Source organism: Larsenimonas rhizosphaerae (assembly GCF_023700005.1).
Taxonomy (GTDB): domain Bacteria; phylum Pseudomonadota; class Gammaproteobacteria; order Pseudomonadales; family Halomonadaceae; genus Larsenimonas; species Larsenimonas rhizosphaerae.
The window spans coordinates 1822699-1841198 of the sequence record NZ_JAMLJK010000001.1 but is presented as its reverse complement, the minus strand read 5'-3'; the positions used below and the strand labels follow the sequence as shown (position 1 = coordinate 1841198).

Genomic DNA, 18500 nt, shown 5'->3' with positions numbered 1-18500 from the left:
CGGTGCGATGACACGGGGGATGGTGAAATATCCATCGTGCGCCCTGTTGCGGCCTTCCTTGTGCCAGGCTTGTAGCCTGTACCTTTAACACCAGAATTCATACGGACGAGGAGAGCGCCATGGATGGCGAGACGCCCGCGATCGAATGCCGTGGCATTCATCGGTCATTTGAACATCATGTCCTGTTTACGGATTTGAACCTGAGTCTGCCCGCTCGTCAGGTAACGGCGCTGGTCGGGGCCAGTGGGTGTGGGAAATCGTCCCTGCTCAATCTGATGAATGGTCTGCTGCTGCCCGATCAGGGTGACATTCGCGTACTGGGTGAGCCGCTGGATTACGAGCGCCTGCCCGCCATGCGGCGCAACATGGGGTATGCCGTACAACAGATCGGTCTAATGCCGCATATGACCGTCGAACGCAATATAACGCTTCTGGCAACGCTGGCCGGCTGGAGTGCATCAGCGTGTCAGACCCGGTTGTCCACGCTGCTGTCGTTGATGGCGCTGGATCCAGCCCTGACATCACGCTATCCGCATCAGATCTCCGGTGGCCAGGCGCAGCGCGTTGGCCTGTGCCGGGCAATGATGCTGAATCCACCCATTCTGCTGCTGGATGAAGCCTTTTCGGCGGTAGACCCGATTACACGTGTCGATGTGCACGCCCGGTTTCAGGATTTACAGCGGGAAGAGCCGCGTACCGTGGTAATGGTCACGCATGACATGAGAGAGGCGATGAAACTGGCGGATTACCTCGTTGTGATGGGGCCGGGTCAGATCCTTCAGACGGGGGCCCCTGGGGACATCGCGGCCGCGCCGATCAATGAACAGGTCAGGCAGTTGATGGAGGTGGCCCAATGATGCGCTGGATACTGTTACTGGCTGGTCTGGTGTTGGGAGGACAGGCCCTGGCGGCGGATATTACCGTGGGCAGCAAGGCCGACCGCGAAGGCCACATGCTGGGTGAGCTGTTTGCCCAGACGCTTGAACATGCAGGTTTTACCGTTGACCGACGCTTTGGGCTGGGGCAAACGATTGTTTCCTGGCAGGCCCTCAAGGGTGGAGAGATCGATGTGTATCCGGAATACACCGGTACCATGGCGCAGGCCCTGTTTGACATGCCCGGTGCCGATATCGAGACGCTTCGCCGAGAAGCCGAGCGCCGGGGAGTGCGCATTCTGAAGCCGCTTGGGTTCAATAACACTTATGCCCTGACCATGAAGGCCAGCGAGGCCAGGGCAATGGGGCTTGAAACGATTTCCGATCTGGCGACGGCTCCGTCGCTTAAACTGGGACTATCCCACGAATTCATTGAGCGTGAAGATGGCTGGAAGGGGTTGAGCCGTGCATATAACCTGCCTCAGGTGCCGGTTGGCATCGAACACGGTATTGCCTACCAGGCCATTGTCGATAACCGCATAGACATGACCGATGCCTATTCCACCGATGGTGACCTTGATCGCCTTGACCTGATGCTTTTGAAGGACGATCGGCATTATTTTCCGGAGTATCTGGCTGTGCCCTTTGTCCGCGCCACGCTACCGGACAAGGCCGTCGATGCGCTTGATCAGCTGGCGGGGTCGATTACCGATCAACGAATGCAGGCGATGAATGCCGCCGTATCGGCGGATGGCGCAGGTTTTGGTCAGGTAGCTCACGATTTTCTGGTCAAGCAGGGCATTCTTGAGGCGGGGAGTGAAGTGGCTGTATCCACGCCCTGGTCACGGCTGGGGCATGATCTGGTCAGGCACCTGGAGCTGACGTTGAGTGCACTGCTTCTGGCGGCGCTGGTAGGGCTGCCGTTGTCGCTGGCGGTTTATCGGCTGCCGAAACTGTCCAGAACGGTGCTGTACGTGGCAGGTCTGCTACAGACCATTCCCTCGATTGCCCTGCTGGCGTTGATGATCCCGTTGTTCGGAATCGGGGTCTTTCCAGCCATTGTGGCGCTCTTTCTGTATTCGCTGCTGCCGATTGTGCGGGCCGCCATTACTGCCTTGCTGACCGTGGATCCGTTACTGACGCGAGTAGCGCGTGGTATGGGGTTGACCCGTCGGGAGCAGCTTCGTCATGTGATCCTGCCCCTGGCGGCCCCGAACCTGCTGACCGGGCTTAAAACAGCAGCGGTCATCAACATTGGCACGGCCACGCTTGCCGCCTTTATTGGTGCTGGTGGGCTGGGGGATCCGATCGTGACCGGGCTGAGTCTCAACAATTACGAACTGGTACTGTACGGGGCAATACCAGCGGCGATGCTGGCGATCGTGACTGAGCTGATATTTGAAATGCTGGAGCGCTGGTTGATACCTGCCCATATGCGTGGTCAGGTTGCAACGCCGGATAACAGGGCGTAAATCGACTAGACTGTTCAGTGACACGATGAAACACGCCTCGGGAGGCATCGAGAATGTATCGTTTGACAGCAGTAGTGTGTGCTTTGGGGCTTGCCGCCGGACTGGCCGGGTGCAGTAGCCAGCCGTCTGCGGATGACTATACCGTGACGCTGGAGCCCCCCAACGTGGTCAATAATGGCGAAGAAAACGGCGCATCCCCCTGCGTGCCGGGTCCGCAGTCGCCTTCATCCTGCCAGTAGTGCTCGTGGATTGACGTCAGCGTTACAGTTGATCGGGGGCGTGCCTTTCGGCGCGCCCCCGATCTTTATCATGATGCTTCAGAGGGCGTCTCGTCTTCTGACTTGCCCTTTAGGATACGGCGCAGCAGTGGCCGACCGGCCATGACCATGAAGACAGGTGCGCCGGCAACCAGATAAAAGTAATAGGTAACGGCACGCCAGATCAGAATCGCCGCGGCTGTCGTGGCCTGTCCCAGAATCGGTGCCAGCAATGCCGATGAGCTGATCTCAGTGCCTCCGGCGCCCCCTGGTAGTAATGTCAGCTGGCCGGCCGCCATGGAAAGCATCTGCACCAGAAAGGTCCATGACCAGTCCAGATGTTGCCCCAGCCCGATTACCGTGAAGTACAGCACGCTGTAGCGCACCATCCAGTGCGCTACGCTCACCACAAAGGCACCGATCAGCAGTTTTCTGGGCATGCCCAGGGTGTCAACCAGCGAGTTGCGAAAGACCAGCAGGCGTCGGTTAAGCCGTTGGCGTCGCTCCGGCTTGATTCGAAACCTGACCAGACTCTGTGCGATCAGGCGGATGGTACGGTCGTGATAGCGTGCCAGTAGCCCGATCAGCACCAGCCCGACGCTGAGCAGCAGAATCGGTACGCCCATCAGCCAGCCGATATGTAGATCCACCGCCTTGGTGACAATATAAAGCGTCAGGGCAATCATGGATGACAGGAAAAAAACCAGATCAATGATCTGGTCAACGGCAAAAATGGCCGTGGTCTGGGCCGGTTTCATGCCGTAGCGAGTCAGCAGGGTGATCAATGTCAGTGGCCCGCCAGTGCCGCCGGGGGTGGCGCAGATGGCAAATTCGGTGGCCATTATCACGCCGAAGGCGCGAGTTTGATTGAGCCCACGCGCGCGCCCCTTGAGCAGAATGCGCAGCTTCAGGGCATTCAGCTGCCAGCAGACCACGACCATGCCGAGCATGCCGATGAAAATGGACAGCGGGAAATCGCGCAACTGGGCAAATAGTCCGCTGCCGCCCAGAAAGAGCGGCACCAGCATGATGGCCAGCAGGCCAATGCCCAGTAACCAGAGAGTACGGGTCATGACGTCATCACCCGTACAGGGGGATTTGATGAAGCAGGCATCAGGCTGACCGCCGCTGTGTACTTGTGGTGCACAGCCACTGATGCTTGGTCAACGGGGCCCGACCTTCATCCATCATCTGTTCGATGGCAGACAGCCAGTAATCAAAGGCCACCTTGTGGCGCATATCGACCGGATGCAGCCCGAGGCGCAGCACGTCGGCCTGCTGGTGGCGTCGTTTGGCCACTTCATTGACCACGTAGGACATTTTGCGACGCCATGCGCTGCGCGCACTCCACACAAGCGTCGGGGCATCATGAGCCTCAAAGGTGGGCAGGCTGTAGATGTGCTTTGGATCGGTCGTGTATTCAAGCGAGCTTTGTGCCAGCGCATGGCGCGTGCCGTCACTCATCAGCCATGCCGGAGCCACGAACCCTTTCAAGGGCCAGCCCTGGCGTTCGAACAGGGCGATGCCTTCTTCCAGACGCGCCCGGGCATCAGGAGCGGGTAGTCCGTAGAATTCACCTTCATAGGTATAAATGCGGCGCATGAAATATTCATGAGGTGTTCTGGGGCGCGGGCCATCATCACAGTGATAAAACCCGTGCAGAATCAGCTCATCGCCCCTGGTCAGTCGGGACTCCAGCAGTTTCAGAAAGGCCGGGTCATCGAAGGTGGACCGGCCATGATGAAACTGGGGGACGACCAGCCAGCTCATGGGGACATTCACCGACAGGCGGTCTACTGTCTCCACGAATGGGCGATAGTCTTCCCAGGTTTGCGGTGCAATATCATGCAGCGCTACCAGCATGCTGGCAGAGGGCAGGCGTGAATCAACCATGTTCCATACTCATGTCATGAGAAAGAGGCGTGCCGACCAGGTGGTGATAGTGAGCGTTGATATCGCTGACCACCACGTCCCAGTCATGGCGCTGTTCTACATACTGGCGCGTGGCGGCCTGTAACCGGGTCTGGTCTTCTTCAAACAGGGAGTGTACCGCACGAGCCATGTCCCGGGGATTGTCCGGCTCACACAGGCGCCCGCAGTCGTCCGGTATGTTTTCAGGGAGGGCGCCGGCACGCACGGCCACCACCGGAGTCCCGCAGGCCATGGCTTCCAGTACGATCAGCCCGAAGGTTTCCTGTGTGCCCGCGTGGAGCAGGGCGTCACTTGATGCCATGTAACGAGCGACTTCATCCGGCGGGCAGAAATGATTGATCAGGCTGACGTTGTCGGGCACGCGGGCAGGGAGGCTGGAGCCTACCAGCAGAAGGTGATACCCCGTTCCCAGACACTGCATGGTTTCAAGCAGCACCGGCAGGTTCTTCTCGGGAGAACCGCGTCCGGCAAACATCAAAAGCCTGGTGGTCTCATCAAGGCCGAGCTCACGCTTTACATTCGGATCGGCCAGTGCCGGTCGAAACGTACGGGTATCCACCCCCAGCGGCTGCACACTGACGTGATTTACTCCGGCCTGGCGGAGCTTGTCTGCCATCAGCTGGCTGGGGGCCAGGACGCTTTGATAGTGGTCATACAATCGCCTGACGTAGCGGCGAGTATACGCTTCAAGGCGCTCGCCGAAGCGTTTACCTACCAGAACAGGAAGATCCGAGTGGTAGAAGCCGACCACGGGCACATCCAGCCGCCGAGCGCTGTCACGCACGGCCCAGCCGGTAACATACGGGTCGCCCGCTTCGATGACATCCGGCTGTCGGGCTTCAATGGCCCGGCACCAGTGATGGCGACGCAGGGGAAACCGGTAGCCGTTGCTGAACGGCAGGGGGGGGGAGGGCACGCTGAAAAGGCCCGGCCCGATCTCGGCATGTTCACTGCCCGGGACCAGAACACTGTGGCGCGTGTCCGGCATATGACACAAGCGTCGTCGCTTGGCCTCGATATAGGTACGAACACCCCCGCTCGAGGGTGCATAAAACATCGTGACGTCGGCTACATGCACAGTGCCGATACCTCCATGCAGCCTGCCGCCTCGTCCTTCGCCAGGCGTTTTATGGAGGAACAGGGCAGGCATTTGAACGTGGGGCCTGCCATGAGGCAGGCCCGTACTGCTGAGAATCTACTCGGATGCTGCCGGTCGGCCGACCAGCGAGCGGGTTTCTTCTCGTGCTTCCGTCAGGGCGATGGTGAGCGTGTCTCCCAGTCGCCAGGTCAGAGCATCCTTGATGGTCACCATGCCTTCCTTGTCATCAATGGCGACCGCATCACGGTCGCTGTGAAGGCTGGACGCGGGCAGGAATACCGTGGCTCCGTTTTCCGGCAGACGTACACGCATGCCGCCGCGACGAATATCCATGATTTCCGCAGCAAATTCACGGGCGTTGGCCGCGTCATCACTCAGGAAACGCACATAAAGCCAATCCTTCACGTCACGCTCGGCCATCCGGTTAAGACGGCGACGCTCGGTCAGGTGCTCGGTTTCTGCCTCGGTTTCCGCGGCTGGCATGCCATCTGCCTGACCGGAGAGCGTTTGCTTGATAAGGCGATGGTTGATCATGTCGCCATACTTGCGAATCGGTGAGGTCCAGGTGGCATAGGCGTCAAGGCCCATGCCGAAATGCGGCCCGGGGGTTGCCGTCATGTTGACGTACCCCTGGAAGCGGCGCAGCCGTGCTTCCAGCCAGAGATTGCCGGAGGCATCGATATCACGCCGCAGTGCCGTGAAGTAGTCCAGCTGGTCCAGCTGCTCTGCCGTGGCATTAATGGACTGACCGGCCAGAAATTCAGCCGCCGCTTCGCGCTTTTCAGGAGCGATGCCCAGGTGCACGTTATAAATCCCGTGTCCGACATGCTCGGCCAGATGGCGTGCACAACAGACGTTGGCGACAATCATTGATTCTTCGATCATGCGCTGGGATATATGGCGATGCTCGGCATGGATGGCCAGTACATTGCCTGCCTCGTCCAGCTCGAAGGCGTAATCCGGGCGGTCTCCGAAAACCAGGGCATGAGTCAGTCGCCACTGGTAGCGGGCCAGCGTCATGGCTTCCAGTGCCTTGAGCTGCTCGGCACCGCGCTCGAAGTTCGGCGCCCAGTCGGCCTGTTCCGGTGTTTCGATCCAGGCAGATACCTTGTCATAGGCCAGCCTGGCCTTTGAGCAAATGGTGGCGGCAAAGAAACGGTGGCCTGTCAGTTCACCGTCGGCCGCGATATCGATATCGCAGGCCAGTACCGGCCGCTGCTCGTTTTCCTTCAGTGAGCACAGGTCATTGGCCAGGGATTCCGGCAGCATGGTCACGTTCTGACCCGGCAGGTATACCGTAAAGGCCCGCTGGCGTGCTTCGCGATCGACCGGATCATTCGGAGCGATATAGCCGGTGGGATCGGCAATTGCTACCGTCAGGCGCCAGCCACCTTCGGGCCGTTCGATAATGCTCAGGGCATCATCCATGTCCTGGGTCGAGGCGCTGTCGATGGTGAAGAAGGGCACCTCGGTAAGATCTTCCCGCTCAAGGCCTTCATCGCGCAGGGTTCGCGGCGCCTCGTCGGCGGGTGAGGCCTGCTCCAGCGCATGGCGGGCCAGGGTGACGCGCCAAGGAACATCGGCGGCGTCCTTCGGGGCGATCAGTGCTTCGATCTGAACGAAAAAGCTTTTGTCGTCCGGTTTCATCGGGTGGCGGAGCAAGCGTGCCTCGACCCAGTCACCGTCGGCAACCTCCTGATCACCCATGCGCTTGCCCATTCGGGCATTCATCGCCAGACGGATCGAAGGGTGATCCGGTGTGACGGCCAGCTTGCCATCACGCTTTCTGACGCGGCCGATGAAACGATCAAGCCCCGGCTCCAGCAGGCTATCGGGCTCGACGCTTTGACGCTCGTTTTCGGTATGCAGAACGGCTTCTACCCGGTCACCGTGCAGAACGTTTTTCATGAAGGGCGGTGGCACAAAATAGCTGTTGCCATCATCGGCATCCATGAAGCCATAGCTTTTATCGGTAGCCTTGATGGTGCCGGTTACCCGTGGCGTCTGGCTGCGAAGGTTTTGCTTGAGCTGGGCGAGCAGCGAGTTGTTTTGAAGCATGAGTCTCGATCGTGTCTGGCGGGTCAGGGCGCCTTACTATAAGGGGTCGCCCTGAATGGGGAAAGGGGAAGTGACTATTTCAGCCGTGTGACAGTGATTTCTCAAGTTCGGACCAGGGCGTATCGCCGTCCAGCAACGGGAGATCAAGGGCGTCAGTGACGGGGGTGCCCAGAAGGTGCACGATAGCCTCGGCGACATTGTCACGGCTGGTTCGGCCACCATTTTCCTCGGTTACCGCGATGGAATAATGCCCTGTACCCCTGTCATCGGTCAGCCGTCCGGGACGTACCAGTACATGGGGGACAGTAGAGGCTGTTACCCGATAATCCGCGGCGCGCTTGGCCGCAAGGTACGGCACCAGGGCGTCGGGGCCATCCAGAGGCTCCCTGTGCAGGGTGCTGACCATGATAAAGCGTTTCATGTTCAGTGCCTCTGCGTATTCCACACAGCGCCATGCGCCGTTGAGATCGATCATGAGGGTCTTGTCGGCGCCGGTGTGAGGGCCTGAGCCGGCAGTGAATACCACCTCGTCACATCCTTCAAATGCATGAGCCAGATCACCTTCAAGATCACCGATTACCGTCTCGACGCCAGTCCGGGCAAGCTCGTTCTGCTGCTCCTCGTTGCGCACCAGCGCCCTGACCGACAGTCCTTCGCTGACAGCACGCTCGCACAGACGCTGACCGATCTTGCCATGGGCACCTACTACCAGTGTTGTCATGATGTTCTCCGTAAGCGGATAAGTATGTTCCTGTTCAGGATGGGATGGTGTCGATGGCGTCGAAATTCAAGCCGCCGAAAGCCAGGGGGATAACGCCCTCACGGCCTCATTCAGCCAGCGGGTGTCCTCGGCCGATCCCAGAATGAATACCAGTTCAAGCAGTGGGGAGGCAGCATCGTGTGAAGTGAGCATGGCCTGCAGGGGGGCTCGTTGATGCCTCAGGCCATTGATCAGCCACGCCTGCCCCTGCGGGCCGCGAAGCAGGCCCTTTATGCGCAGGATACGGTCTCCATGAGCATAAAGAAGTGCATCCAGCCAATCTGTCATGGCTTCCGGACCTGGAGGGATCCCGCTGGACTGCTGATACCCCATCGCCACACAGCCTGCAGTATGGCGAGGGACTGGCACCGGCATGAACAGTGGCCCGGCCGGTGGGAGGCGCGTGGGCCGGAAAGTCATCGCTGCCAGAAGTTCCGGTGTAGTGCACGCCTTTATCGCGGTGGGGTAGCGTGCGTTCAGTGTTGCCCAAAGGCGCTGGATTTCCGCCTCTGTTACCAGGTCGGTTTTGGTAAGCATCAGTACGTCTGCCAGAGCCATCTGTTGCAGCGCTTCGGGATGATGCTCAAGGGTAGCGTCGATATGGCAGGCGTCTACGGTCACGATCAATTGGTCAAGATGAAGCTGGCGTGCGAGGCGTGGATCCCGGGTCAGGGTATGAAGAATCGGTGCCGGGTCGGCCAGCCCTGTGGTTTCGATGATAACCTGATCAAACTGACGCTGGCCCTGACGTGAAAATCGCCACAGCACATCCCTCAGGGTGTGTTGCAGATCCTTTTGCAGGGAGCAGCAGATGCACCCGCTTTTTAATGTAATGATCTGCTGGTCATGACTTTCGGCATACAGGTGATGATCCAGGGCAATATCGCCAAACTCATTGACGATGACCAGCGCTCGGGAAAGGTCGGGCTGCTGTACCAGATGATTGATCAGTGTAGTCTTGCCGCTTCCAAGAAACCCGCTGACCAGATGAACCGGCAGGGTCGGCCGGGAAGATGATAACGCCATGAATGCTCCGGTGCAGGTTGGGTTTCGGCTCAGCGTGCCGGGAAGCCATGGTGCTGTCTATTTTATACCGTTATCTTCATGATGTCCGGACACGGTTGATTTCGCGACGACGTGAGCCGGAAGCCTAAACACGGTAATCTGGTGATCACTCAGTGACCACAACAGTTATCTATCGGCAAGGACACGATCGAGCATGCGATTGACTGGTTATCTACTCACGCCCGATGGCTGGCTGGACGGCACCCTGACCATACGCGATGGCATCATTGATGATATCAACGGGGTGCCGGTGACCCCTCGGGATAACGATACGCCACGTATTCTTCCTGGATTTATCGATCTGCATGTCCATGGTGGTGGCGGTCGGGATGCCATGGAAGGCGGTATGGCCCCCGGCGTCCTGGCACGTACACACGCCCGGTTTGGGACCACCAGTGTACTGGTGACTACCATGACTGCCCCCATGCCGGATATCGAGCAGGCACTGGACGCTGTGGCGGAAGCGATGGCCAGCGACACTCCCAGTGGTGCAGATATTCTGGGAGTGCACCTGGAAGGGCCTTTCATTCACCCGGACAAGCTTGGCGCACAGCCTGCGTTTGCCCGGCCCGGCTCGTCGGAGCAGATGATGGCGTTGATGGCTCATGCGCCGATTCGCGTTGTAACACTGGCGCCGGAGATCGACGGTCACACGGAAATGATTACCTTTCTGGCGGAGCAGGGGGTCCGGGTGCAGGTCGGGCACAGCTGCGGCTGCTATCAGGACGGTGTAACGGCACTGGCCGCTGGTGCCAGCGGGTTTACTCACCTTTTCAATGCCATGACCGGCGTATCGCATCGTGATCCGGGGATCGCCACTGCCGCGCTGGCTCACTCATACTACGCTGAGATCATTCCTGACCTGGTGCATGTCGAGCAGGGTGCCATGCTGACGGCGATGCGGGCCATCCCCTGTCTGTATGGGGTTACCGATGCCACGGCTGCGGCCGGGATGCCTGATGGCGAGTACAAGCTGGGAGCGCATCGGGTTTACAAGCATGGCAACAGCGTCCGTCTGGAGGATGGCACGCTGGCAGGCAGCGCACTGACGATGGATCAGGCCTTTCGAAACTGGATCGCGCTGGGAGACAGCTGGGCAGTAGCCTCAAGGCGTCTGTCCACCTGGCCCGCTCGTTATCTTGGCCTTGAGGACCGAGGTGAGCTTTTACCCGGAAAGCGGGCTGATCTAGTCGTCATGGGACGTGATCGCCGACTTCAGCGTGTGCTGGTGAATGGGCAGGAGGTAAACCGTGACGTTATCTGAGACCGGTACGGCGCGGATTATCGTGGATGGCGGAGGCACCGGTACCCGGCTTTTATACCATGCTACCAATGGTGTCACCATCGAGGTGACTGGAGAGGCTTCCGCTCTTTCACTGGGGGTGATCTCGGCCTGGCAGGTGATTGAGGCACTGGCCTGCCGTGCTGCCACCGAGGCCGGTGAGTCTCTTGACTGGACACGGTGCGCGCTGGCGGCCGGCCTTGCCGGCATGAACCATGTCGAATGGCGTGATGCCTTTGCCTCCCAGGCGCCGGCATGTCGGATGCTGGTGCTTGAAAGCGATGCAGTGACCTCGCTGTGGGGGGCTCATCCTGAACGGGCAGGGGTCATGCTGGCACTGGGCACCGGCAGTATTGGTGCCATGCGCGATGAAGGGGGCAATCATCGACTGCTTGGCGGTTATGGGTTTCCGGCCGGAGATGAAGCCAGCGGGGCCTGGCTGGGGCTGCATGTACTCCCGCATCTGCAAAAGGGGCTGGATGGTCGAGGCCCTGCCGATGCGCTGTGTCAGGCGCTGGCCGATGCACTTGATGTAGCAACCCCGGAGGCACTCGTCAGCCGATTTGCCGGGGCCAGTGCACGTGACTATGGTCTGTTGGCCCCTGTGGTGCTGCGCCAGGCCGGTCACCCGGTCGCGGCTGCCTTGCTGGCCCGTGCCGGGCAGGAAATGGCGCTCATGATTGATGCCCTTGACCCTGAGGGCAGTTACCCCGTGGCCCTGACCGGCAGCCTCGGCCCTTTGCTTGCGCCCTGGTTGCCTGATCGTCTGGCTCGACGTTACGTGCCGGCTACAGGCTCTGCGCTGGACGGTGGTGCCTGCCTTTTACAACGTGCGCTGACCGCCGGTCGCGCACTCTCCTGATTTACACTCATACTGGGAATGTTTGATGACCAAGAAGCTGGTGGTTACTGATCTGGATAATACGCTGCTCAATACCCGCCATGAGCTCGATCCCCTGACGATCGAGACCTTTCAGGCACTTGAAGCCCAGGGGCACCATCTCGCCATTGCCTCCGGTCGTCACGCCATTGATATCGCGGAAGTACGGCGCCAACTGGGCGTTCAGGCACACATCATCAGCACCAATGGCGCATGGTTACAGTCGCCCGACGACGAGGTACTGTTCGAGCGCCCCCTGGAGGCATCTATCGCCCGGTCTCTGATGACCGAGCTGGACGTGCCCGCGGCCGTGCGGCTTAACGTGTATACCCGGGAGCACTGGTGGGTCGATGCACCGGATGAAGCATTGCTGGCTTTCCATGAAAGTACCGGCTTTGCCTATCGGCTTGGTCAGCCCGGGGCTGACGAGCATTCACACATCGGCAAGGTATTTTTCATCGGTGAGCCACGGCTGCTGGCATCGCTTGAAACAGAAATTCTGGCACGGTTTGATACGCGCGTGTATGTGACCTATTCCCTGCCCAACTCCCTGGAAGTCATGGCCCCGGATGCCAACAAGGGGCGGGCCTTGAGCTCGCTGCTGGAGCGCCTTTCACTGAACGCTGACGACTGTCTGGCCTTTGGTGACAACCTCAACGATCTGGAAATGCTGCAGGTGGCCGGCAGGCCGTTTGTCGTCTCCAACGCCAATCCTCGCTTGTTCACACTGTTGCCCGAGGTTCCCGTCATTGGTGATCATCATGATGCGGCAGTAGCCAGAACCCTGCGGAGTGAGCTGCTTGATCGTCGGTAAAAGTGAACTGCAGGTGCGAATGATTGTCATATCGAAAGTAGAGTGTTTATACTCCGTGGCATAACAGCTGGTGGGCGGCCCTTGGCACAGGCTGTGCCTGTGCGCCGCCTGGCCACATGCCGAATGCATTCCCTGAAACGGCCGTCCTGATGGGATGGCCTTTTTATTGCCCGTGGGGCAGGCCCGCATCGGTTTTCTCTTGGTTCTGTCAACTTGCAGCGGAGTAACATGACTTCATCCCTGACCCAGGCGGGCCTGGAAGACGCAAGCCTTGTGCGTTATCGACGTCAGATCCTGCACCGTTCGCTGCTGCTGATTCTGTTGATGGTGCTGGCGGCCGTGGCGCTGGTAGCAGATATCATGATCGGCTCGGGAACACTTTCATTCGGTCAGGTACTGAAGGGGCTGGTAGACCCCGGCGCCGTGTCGGACAGCACGCGTGTCATCATCTGGCAGCTTCGCATGCCCATGACCGTGATGGCGGTGCTGGCGGGGATGGGGCTGGCCCTGGCAGGTCTGCTGATGCAGATTGTACTCAATAACCCTCTGGCCGAGCCGCTTACGCTGGGCATTTCATCTGCTGCAGGCTTTGGAGCTTCGCTTGCCCTGGCGTTCAATACCTCGGTCCTGTCGGCGTTGCCGTTCTTGAATGAGAGCCTTGTGGTCGCAGGCAACGCCTTTTTCTTTTCGCTGATTACCGTTGGACTGATCCTGCTGCTGGCGGGGCGCCAGATGGGGCTTCAGACCATCACGCTGCTGGGGATTGCCATTCACTTTGTCTTCAGCGCACTTCTGGGCCTAGTGCAGTACCTGGCAACGGCTGATCAGTTGCAAAGCATGGTGTTCTGGATGATGGGATCGTTGCTGCGCGCGTCCTGGGACAAGGTTCAGCTTACGGCCGTGGTCATTGGGGTAGTGGTGCCGCTGGTGCTGCTCAAGGCCTGGGCACTGACGGCGCTGCGCAGCTTCGGTGACGAGGCGGCGGTCTTCGGCATCAATGTTCGCAGGCTTCGTATTCTGATGCTGGTAGCAGCAGCAGTCATGGCCGGGGCGGTAACATCCGTGGTGGGAATCATTGGTTTTGTCGGACTGGTGGCGCCTCATGTTGCACGGATGATGGTTGGTGAGGACCAGCGTTTTCTGGTCGGAGTGACGCTTGCCTGCGGGGCCATTTTCATGACCGTGGCATCGCTTGTCAGCAAGCTGGTGGTGCCGGGCGTGGCCCTGCCGATCGGTATGGTGACCTCTCTGATCGGTCTGCCCTTTTTCATTATCCTGATTATTCGTGACCAGAGGTTGAGTGCTCGATGAGTTTCCGGACAACGGACATCTGTGTGGATCTTGGCGGGCGCCGTATCGTGGATCACGTCTCCATCTCCCTTGAAGCGGGGGAGTCCCTGACAGTGCTGGGCCCAAATGGTGCGGGCAAGACCACGTTCATGCGCGCTATCTGCGGCCTGCAGGCCTTCACCGGCCAGGTTGAGGTGGATGGCGATACGCTGAGTCAGTTATCCCGGGTCGATGCGGCCCGAAAAATCGGTTATGTCGCTCAGGACATGACATCCTTGAACGTGCGCCTGAGCGTTTTTGAATTGCTGCTTCTGGCCCAGAGCAGTACGAAGCTGTCCTGGCGAACCGGCTCTGACAGTCGACGTCGGGCATCGGAGGTTCTGGGCCGGTTGGGGCTTGAGCGTTTTGCAGACAGTTGCCCGAAGAATCTGTCTGGCGGGGAGCGCCAGATGATCGCGCTGGCGCTGGCACTGGTACGCTCGCCAAGGCTGCTGTTGCTGGATGAGCCGACCTCGGCACTGGATCTGGCCAACCAGTTGTCAATGCTCGAGGCGGTCACGGAGTACACGCGTGAACACGGCATCATGACCATTTCGATTCTGCACGACATGAACCTGGCGACACGCTACGCCGACCAGGCCGTCATGCTGGTCAACGGACAGGTGCGCCATCAGGGGCCTACCGCTCAGGTCATGACGCCTGCGCGATTATCCGAGGTCTATGGAGTGACCTGTCGTACCCTGGCGGTAGATGACGGGGCATATACCGCCATTTATCCCGTGCATGTGTTGAGACACCGCTAGCGCGGCTCGGCCTCATTGCTGCCCTTGACCTGCTGCCACAGCTGGCGCCGGATATGACTGATTCGCGGGCGTTCTTCTTCACGAAAGGGTAGCGGGCGCAGCATGCGCTGAGTACGAAGCCCCAGGCGTGCACTCAGCAGGCCGCTTCCAAGCCCCTGGGCGGCCCGACTCGAGAGTTTCTCGGCCAGATTCATGGTGACCAGCTCGGCACCCATATCCACGGCGATCTCCGAGGCACCGGCGAAGGCCATATTGGACAGTACGTGACGGCACAGGGTCAGCCGGCTGGCATAGCCAAGCTCCAGTCCGTAGAGTCTGGCAAGACGATCGATCATACGGACATTGCGCCAGGCCATCAGGCCCATGTCCAGTAATGTCATCGGGCTGATAGCGACCAGCGCGGCAGTTTCAGTGGACATGCGGGTAATCAGTCGCCGGGCTTCGCGGTCCCGTGGGGCCAGCACATGGTGTTCAAACAGGAGTTGTCGTTCTCGTTCGTCATGATGATCGGCCTGTGCCTGCTGCCACGCCAGCAGGTGCGGGTCATCCCGACCAAGCCCCATGTGACGTGCCAGATCATCCAGCGTCCCTACCGGCGCGCTGTCATCCTCAAGCCTTTCCCGAAGGCGGGCATGGCGACGCAGTCGAGATAATCGCTTCAGTTCCTTGAATACGCCACGGGCCAGAAAGCCGGCAGCCAGAACACCCAGCCCTGCCCACAGACCACTGAACCAGTTACTGTACTGCCACGCCTCATAGACAGCGACACCGCACTGTGCCGTACCGATGGCAAGGCTGCCTGCCAGAAGGGCAAACAGGCCTCGCCGACGTTTGCCTGGCCGGGCCAGTGCGCGGTCCAGTGCACTGTCCGTGCCGTTTTCCGGGGCTGAGGCCGGAGGTTCCCAGACCGTCACGGGTGTGGTCGTGTCATAGGCATGGGGAGGTTTCCAGTGAACCGAAGTGTCGGTCTCAGGCATCTCGAAATAGCGGGGTGGGCGAGGGTCGGTCATAGCCACTTGTCTCCGAGTAACCAGTCCAGCAACGCGTCCATACGAATATGAGGCAGGGCCCCACTGGTGTGTCGGGCCGGATGAAAGGGGGTAAAGGAAAATCCCTGGCGCGCCCAGAAGGTCTCATCCGGCAGTGTCGATGGAACATCCCCCGGAAAAAGCAGTACCTCCTGGTCTTCAAGCGTTCTGCCACTCAGGGCAAGTGCATTCGGAGTGACGTTTTCAAGCTTCTTGACGGTGGTCGCGCGTATGGAAGCCAGTGCGAAGGCGCGTGCCGGAATATTGGCATAGCGCATGTCCTGCAGTGGCTGGGACATCAGCGTGCTCAACAGGGTCTGAAGGGCATCGTGCTGGTCCGGTGTGACGTGATCTGCCTTGGTCGCTGCAATGGCCAGACGATCGATTCGCGGGGTAAACAGTCGGCTGAATAGCCCATTGCGTCCATAGTTGAAGCTTTGCATCAAGGCGTTCATGGTATAACGCAATTCATTGAAGACGGCCGGGCCGCTGTTGAGTGCGGTCAGCACGTCGACCAGCACCACCTGACGGTCAAATCGCTGGAAGTAGCTCTTGTAGAAGGGCGTAATGACGTGCCTTTTATAGTGCTCGAAGCGGGCCTTGAGCGTTTGATACAGGCTGTCTGCCGGCAGTGCGTCCAGTGCTTCGCGTGACCAGCCCTCCAGCTGGACCAGCGGATAGAATTGCAGTACCGGGGCATCCCTGAGTTCACCGGGCAACAAAAAGCGTCCTGGCTGAATAAAGTAAAACCCGCCGTCGCGCCGGGCCTGATGCAACCCATCGGTATAGTGGGCCGCCAGTTCGGCCAGCGTCTGTTCCTCGACTACTGAATCGGGAGTGTGTGCCGACGCCTTTTCAAGCCAGGTGCTCATGAAGGCGCGGCGCTCCGGAGTCATCAAGGAGGCCATGGTGCCGCTCCAGTCATGAAAGTCCTGCTGAAGCATGGGCAGGTCCAGCAGCCACTCTCCTGGATAATCGATCAGATCCAGCGTCAGTGTGGCTTCTTCACCGGTCAGGTGGCGTGACGCTCGGCGCGTGCGGTACTTGATGGCCAGACGAAGCTCACTCATGCCGCGTGTTGGCGTAGGCCATGCAGCGGGCGATGCCTGAAGACTGGCCATTGCCTCGTCGTAAGGAAAGCGGGGGATGGAAAGGTCCGGCTGGTCTACACGCTGGGCGCCAAGCAGCCGGTGTTCACGTACGGCACTGACCAGCTCGAGCTGTGCATCCAGGCCGGCGTGGCGAAGCTGATTGATGAGGGAGGTCAAAAAAGCGGTCTTGCCGGCCCGGGAAAGCCCGGTAACGGCGAGGCGAACCTGACGATCAAGGCCACGTTCAAGTACATCACGCAGGTGTTTGGGTAGGGTCCAGGCCATGACCGTTGATGCTCCACAACCGATAGAAATGAAACATGCAATCTAGCACGTAAAAGGGCAGCGCCGAAGCGCTGCCCTTGGTACTTCAGTGGCGTTCAAGCCGTATCAGTGCTCGTGGCCGTCTTCGCCATGCACGTGACCATGTTCTACTTCTTCAGCGCTGGCATCGCGAACGTCTTCGATGCTGACGTCAAAGTTGAGCGGCTCGCCGGCCAGCGGATGGTTGCCATCCACGGTCACGGTATCGCCCTGAACGTCCTTGACGGTAACCAGCAGCGGGCCGCCTTCAGTCTGTGCCTGAAACTGCATGCCCGGCTCGACGTTTTCAACGCCCTGGAAGGCATCGCGCGGTACTTCCTGAACGAGGGCCGGCTGGATTTCACCGTAGCCTTCTTCGGATTCAACGCGAACTTCCAGCTTGTCACCCGCAGTCTTGCCTGCCAGTTCCTTTTCAAGGCCCGGAACAATGTTGCCCGCGCCATGCAGGTAGGTCAGGGGCTCACGGCCTTCAGAGCTGTCGAGAACTTCACCGGCGTCGTTCTTGAGTGTGTAATGAAAGGCGACGACCTTGTTCTGTTCGATTTGCATAATATGTCCTTGAAACGGATGCATGTCGGGTGCTCTTGAGGCCAGGACAGGGATCTTTGTATGCCCTGGCGTTCCTTGCATCACTACGTTGTGATGGCCGATGCATCTTTCAAGGCCCAGCCATGAAATTATTTGAAGAAATGTGGGTGGGCAAGGAATGAAATTGCGCCGACGGCGGCTCGAGGGGTACTCTTTTCATTTTACATTCATTGAAAATGCGGGCGATATTTCCCCATGACTCTCAAGTATGCGTGCATTACGGTTACCCCCTTTGCCCAGAACTGTACGGTCCTTTACTGCGATGACACGCTTGAAGGTGCCATTGTCGATCCGGGTGGTGAGCCGGAGCGCATCATCGCGACGGTGTCGGAACTGGGCATCAAGGTAACGGGCATCCTGTTGACGCACTGCCATCTGGATCATGTCGGGGCAGTGGCTGACATGGTGGCCCATTATGATGTGCCGGTGACCGGTCCTCATCAGGCGGATGAGCCGTTGTTGTCCAATCTGGCCATGCAGGCTGCCCGGTTCGGTTTTCCGTCGCCGGCACCGTTTACCATCGACCGCTGGCTGACGCAGGGTGACGAGATTGTCATCGGCAAGCGGACGCTCAGGGTTTATCATTGCCCCGGTCATGCACCCGGGCATGTGATTTATGTGGATGAACAGGCGCGTCTGGCGCAAACCGGAGACGTGTTGTTCCAGGGGTCGATAGGGCGTACTGATCTTCCCGGAGGTGATCATGGCACCCTGATCCGCTCGATTGTTGAAACACTGTGGCCGCTGGGGGATGATCTGCGCTTTATTCCCGGTCACGGTGCGCCGTCGACGCTGGGAGAGGAGCGTCGTAGCAACCCCTTTGTAGGCGATCACGTTCTGGCGTGATGCCCCTGATGGCGCCGCTGGCGTCGCTGATGACTG

18 protein-coding genes are annotated in these 18500 nt (G+C 59.4%); 9 read left to right on the top strand and 9 right to left on the bottom strand.

What is annotated here, in order from left to right; translation table 11 throughout:
* The first annotated feature begins 119 nt into the window (after positions 1-119).
* The 3 genes from NAT21_RS08400 to NAT21_RS08390 are packed head-to-tail and all read left to right on the top strand — an operon-like array spanning position 120 to position 2586.
* Positions 120-857: an ATP-binding cassette domain-containing protein gene (locus NAT21_RS08400; protein ID WP_250937279.1), complete on the top strand. Its 738-nt coding sequence runs from the start codon at positions 120-122 to the stop codon at positions 855-857.
* Entirely contained in the window at positions 854-2347 is a 1494-nt protein-coding gene (locus tag NAT21_RS08395; protein WP_250937277.1) for a glycine betaine ABC transporter substrate-binding protein, read from the top strand. The genes NAT21_RS08400 and NAT21_RS08395 overlap by 4 nt, the downstream gene beginning before the upstream one ends.
* A gap of 53 nt (positions 2348-2400) precedes the next feature.
* Positions 2401-2586: a hypothetical protein gene (locus tag NAT21_RS08390; protein WP_250937275.1), complete on the top strand. Its 186-nt coding sequence runs from the start codon at positions 2401-2403 to the stop codon at positions 2584-2586.
* A gap of 68 nt (positions 2587-2654) precedes the next feature.
* On the opposite strand, the gene gpgF is transcribed toward NAT21_RS08390, so the two are convergent.
* The 6 genes from gpgF to NAT21_RS08360 form a co-directional block, all read right to left on the bottom strand.
* Positions 2655-3677: a glucosaminyl phosphatidylglycerol flippase gene (gpgF, locus tag NAT21_RS08385; RefSeq protein WP_250937272.1), complete on the bottom strand. Its 1023-nt coding sequence runs from the start codon at positions 3675-3677 to the stop codon at positions 2655-2657.
* Between the two features lie 40 nt (positions 3678-3717).
* On the bottom strand, positions 3718-4497 hold the full coding sequence (gpgD, locus tag NAT21_RS08380) for an N-acetylglucosaminyl phosphatidylglycerol deacetylase (RefSeq protein WP_250937270.1): 780 nt from the start codon (positions 4495-4497) through the stop codon (positions 3718-3720).
* The gene (gene gpgS / locus NAT21_RS08375) at positions 4490-5614 is read right to left on the bottom strand and encodes an N-acetylglucosaminyl phosphatidylglycerol synthase (protein ID WP_250937267.1); all 1125 of its coding nucleotides are present in this window, start codon (positions 5612-5614) and stop codon (positions 4490-4492) included. The genes gpgD and gpgS overlap by 8 nt, the downstream gene beginning before the upstream one ends.
* A gap of 117 nt (positions 5615-5731) precedes the next feature.
* Positions 5732-7693 carry an exoribonuclease II gene (locus NAT21_RS08370; RefSeq protein ID WP_250937255.1) on the bottom strand — a complete coding sequence of 654 codons (1962 nt, stop codon included), beginning with the start codon at positions 7691-7693 and terminating at the stop codon, positions 5732-5734.
* A gap of 79 nt (positions 7694-7772) precedes the next feature.
* Positions 7773-8414, bottom strand: coding sequence for an SDR family oxidoreductase (locus NAT21_RS08365; protein WP_250937253.1), 642 nt, complete (start codon positions 8412-8414; stop codon positions 7773-7775).
* A 66-nt stretch (positions 8415-8480) separates the two neighbouring features.
* Entirely contained in the window at positions 8481-9479 is a 999-nt protein-coding gene (locus tag NAT21_RS08360; protein WP_250937251.1) for a CobW family GTP-binding protein, read from the bottom strand.
* Between the two features lie 193 nt (positions 9480-9672).
* Between NAT21_RS08360 and nagA the strand changes: the two genes are divergently transcribed.
* The 5 genes from nagA (at position 9673) to NAT21_RS08335 (ending at position 14587) form a co-directional block, all read left to right on the top strand.
* Positions 9673-10782 (top strand): N-acetylglucosamine-6-phosphate deacetylase, encoded by a 1110-nt coding sequence (nagA, locus tag NAT21_RS08355; protein WP_250937248.1) that lies wholly within the window; start codon positions 9673-9675, stop codon positions 10780-10782.
* Positions 10769-11662 (top strand): glucosamine kinase nucleotide-binding domain-containing protein, encoded by an 894-nt coding sequence (locus NAT21_RS08350; RefSeq protein ID WP_250937243.1) that lies wholly within the window; start codon positions 10769-10771, stop codon positions 11660-11662. Before nagA ends, NAT21_RS08350 begins: the two co-directional genes overlap by 14 nt.
* Before the next feature lie 25 nt (positions 11663-11687).
* Positions 11688-12494 carry a Cof-type HAD-IIB family hydrolase gene (locus tag NAT21_RS08345; protein WP_250937242.1) on the top strand — a complete coding sequence of 269 codons (807 nt, stop codon included), beginning with the start codon at positions 11688-11690 and terminating at the stop codon, positions 12492-12494.
* A gap of 228 nt (positions 12495-12722) precedes the next feature.
* Complete coding sequence (locus NAT21_RS08340) at positions 12723-13805, top strand: FecCD family ABC transporter permease (RefSeq protein ID WP_250937241.1); 1083 nt, start codon at positions 12723-12725, stop codon at positions 13803-13805.
* Positions 13802-14587: an ABC transporter ATP-binding protein gene (locus NAT21_RS08335; protein ID WP_250937240.1), complete on the top strand. Its 786-nt coding sequence runs from the start codon at positions 13802-13804 to the stop codon at positions 14585-14587. Before NAT21_RS08340 ends, NAT21_RS08335 begins: the two co-directional genes overlap by 4 nt.
* Here NAT21_RS08335 and NAT21_RS08330 read toward each other — a convergent pair.
* The 3 genes from NAT21_RS08330 to NAT21_RS08320 all read right to left on the bottom strand — a co-directional run bounded on the left by NAT21_RS08330 (position 14584) and on the right by NAT21_RS08320 (position 17579).
* The gene (locus NAT21_RS08330; protein ID WP_250937239.1) at positions 14584-15597 is read right to left on the bottom strand and encodes a YcjF family protein; all 1014 of its coding nucleotides are present in this window, start codon (positions 15595-15597) and stop codon (positions 14584-14586) included. The genes NAT21_RS08335 and NAT21_RS08330 overlap by 4 nt on opposite strands.
* Positions 15594-16991, bottom strand: coding sequence for a YcjX family GTP-binding protein (locus tag NAT21_RS08325; protein WP_250937238.1), 1398 nt, complete (start codon positions 16989-16991; stop codon positions 15594-15596). Before NAT21_RS08325 ends, NAT21_RS08330 begins: the two co-directional genes overlap by 4 nt.
* A gap of 105 nt (positions 16992-17096) precedes the next feature.
* Entirely contained in the window at positions 17097-17579 is a 483-nt protein-coding gene (locus NAT21_RS08320; RefSeq protein WP_250937237.1) for an FKBP-type peptidyl-prolyl cis-trans isomerase, read from the bottom strand.
* A 234-nt stretch (positions 17580-17813) separates the two neighbouring features.
* Between NAT21_RS08320 and NAT21_RS08315 the strand changes: the two genes are divergently transcribed.
* Entirely contained in the window at positions 17814-18464 is a 651-nt protein-coding gene (locus tag NAT21_RS08315; RefSeq protein ID WP_250937232.1) for an MBL fold metallo-hydrolase, read from the top strand.
* The last annotated feature ends 36 nt before the right edge of the window (positions 18465-18500 follow it).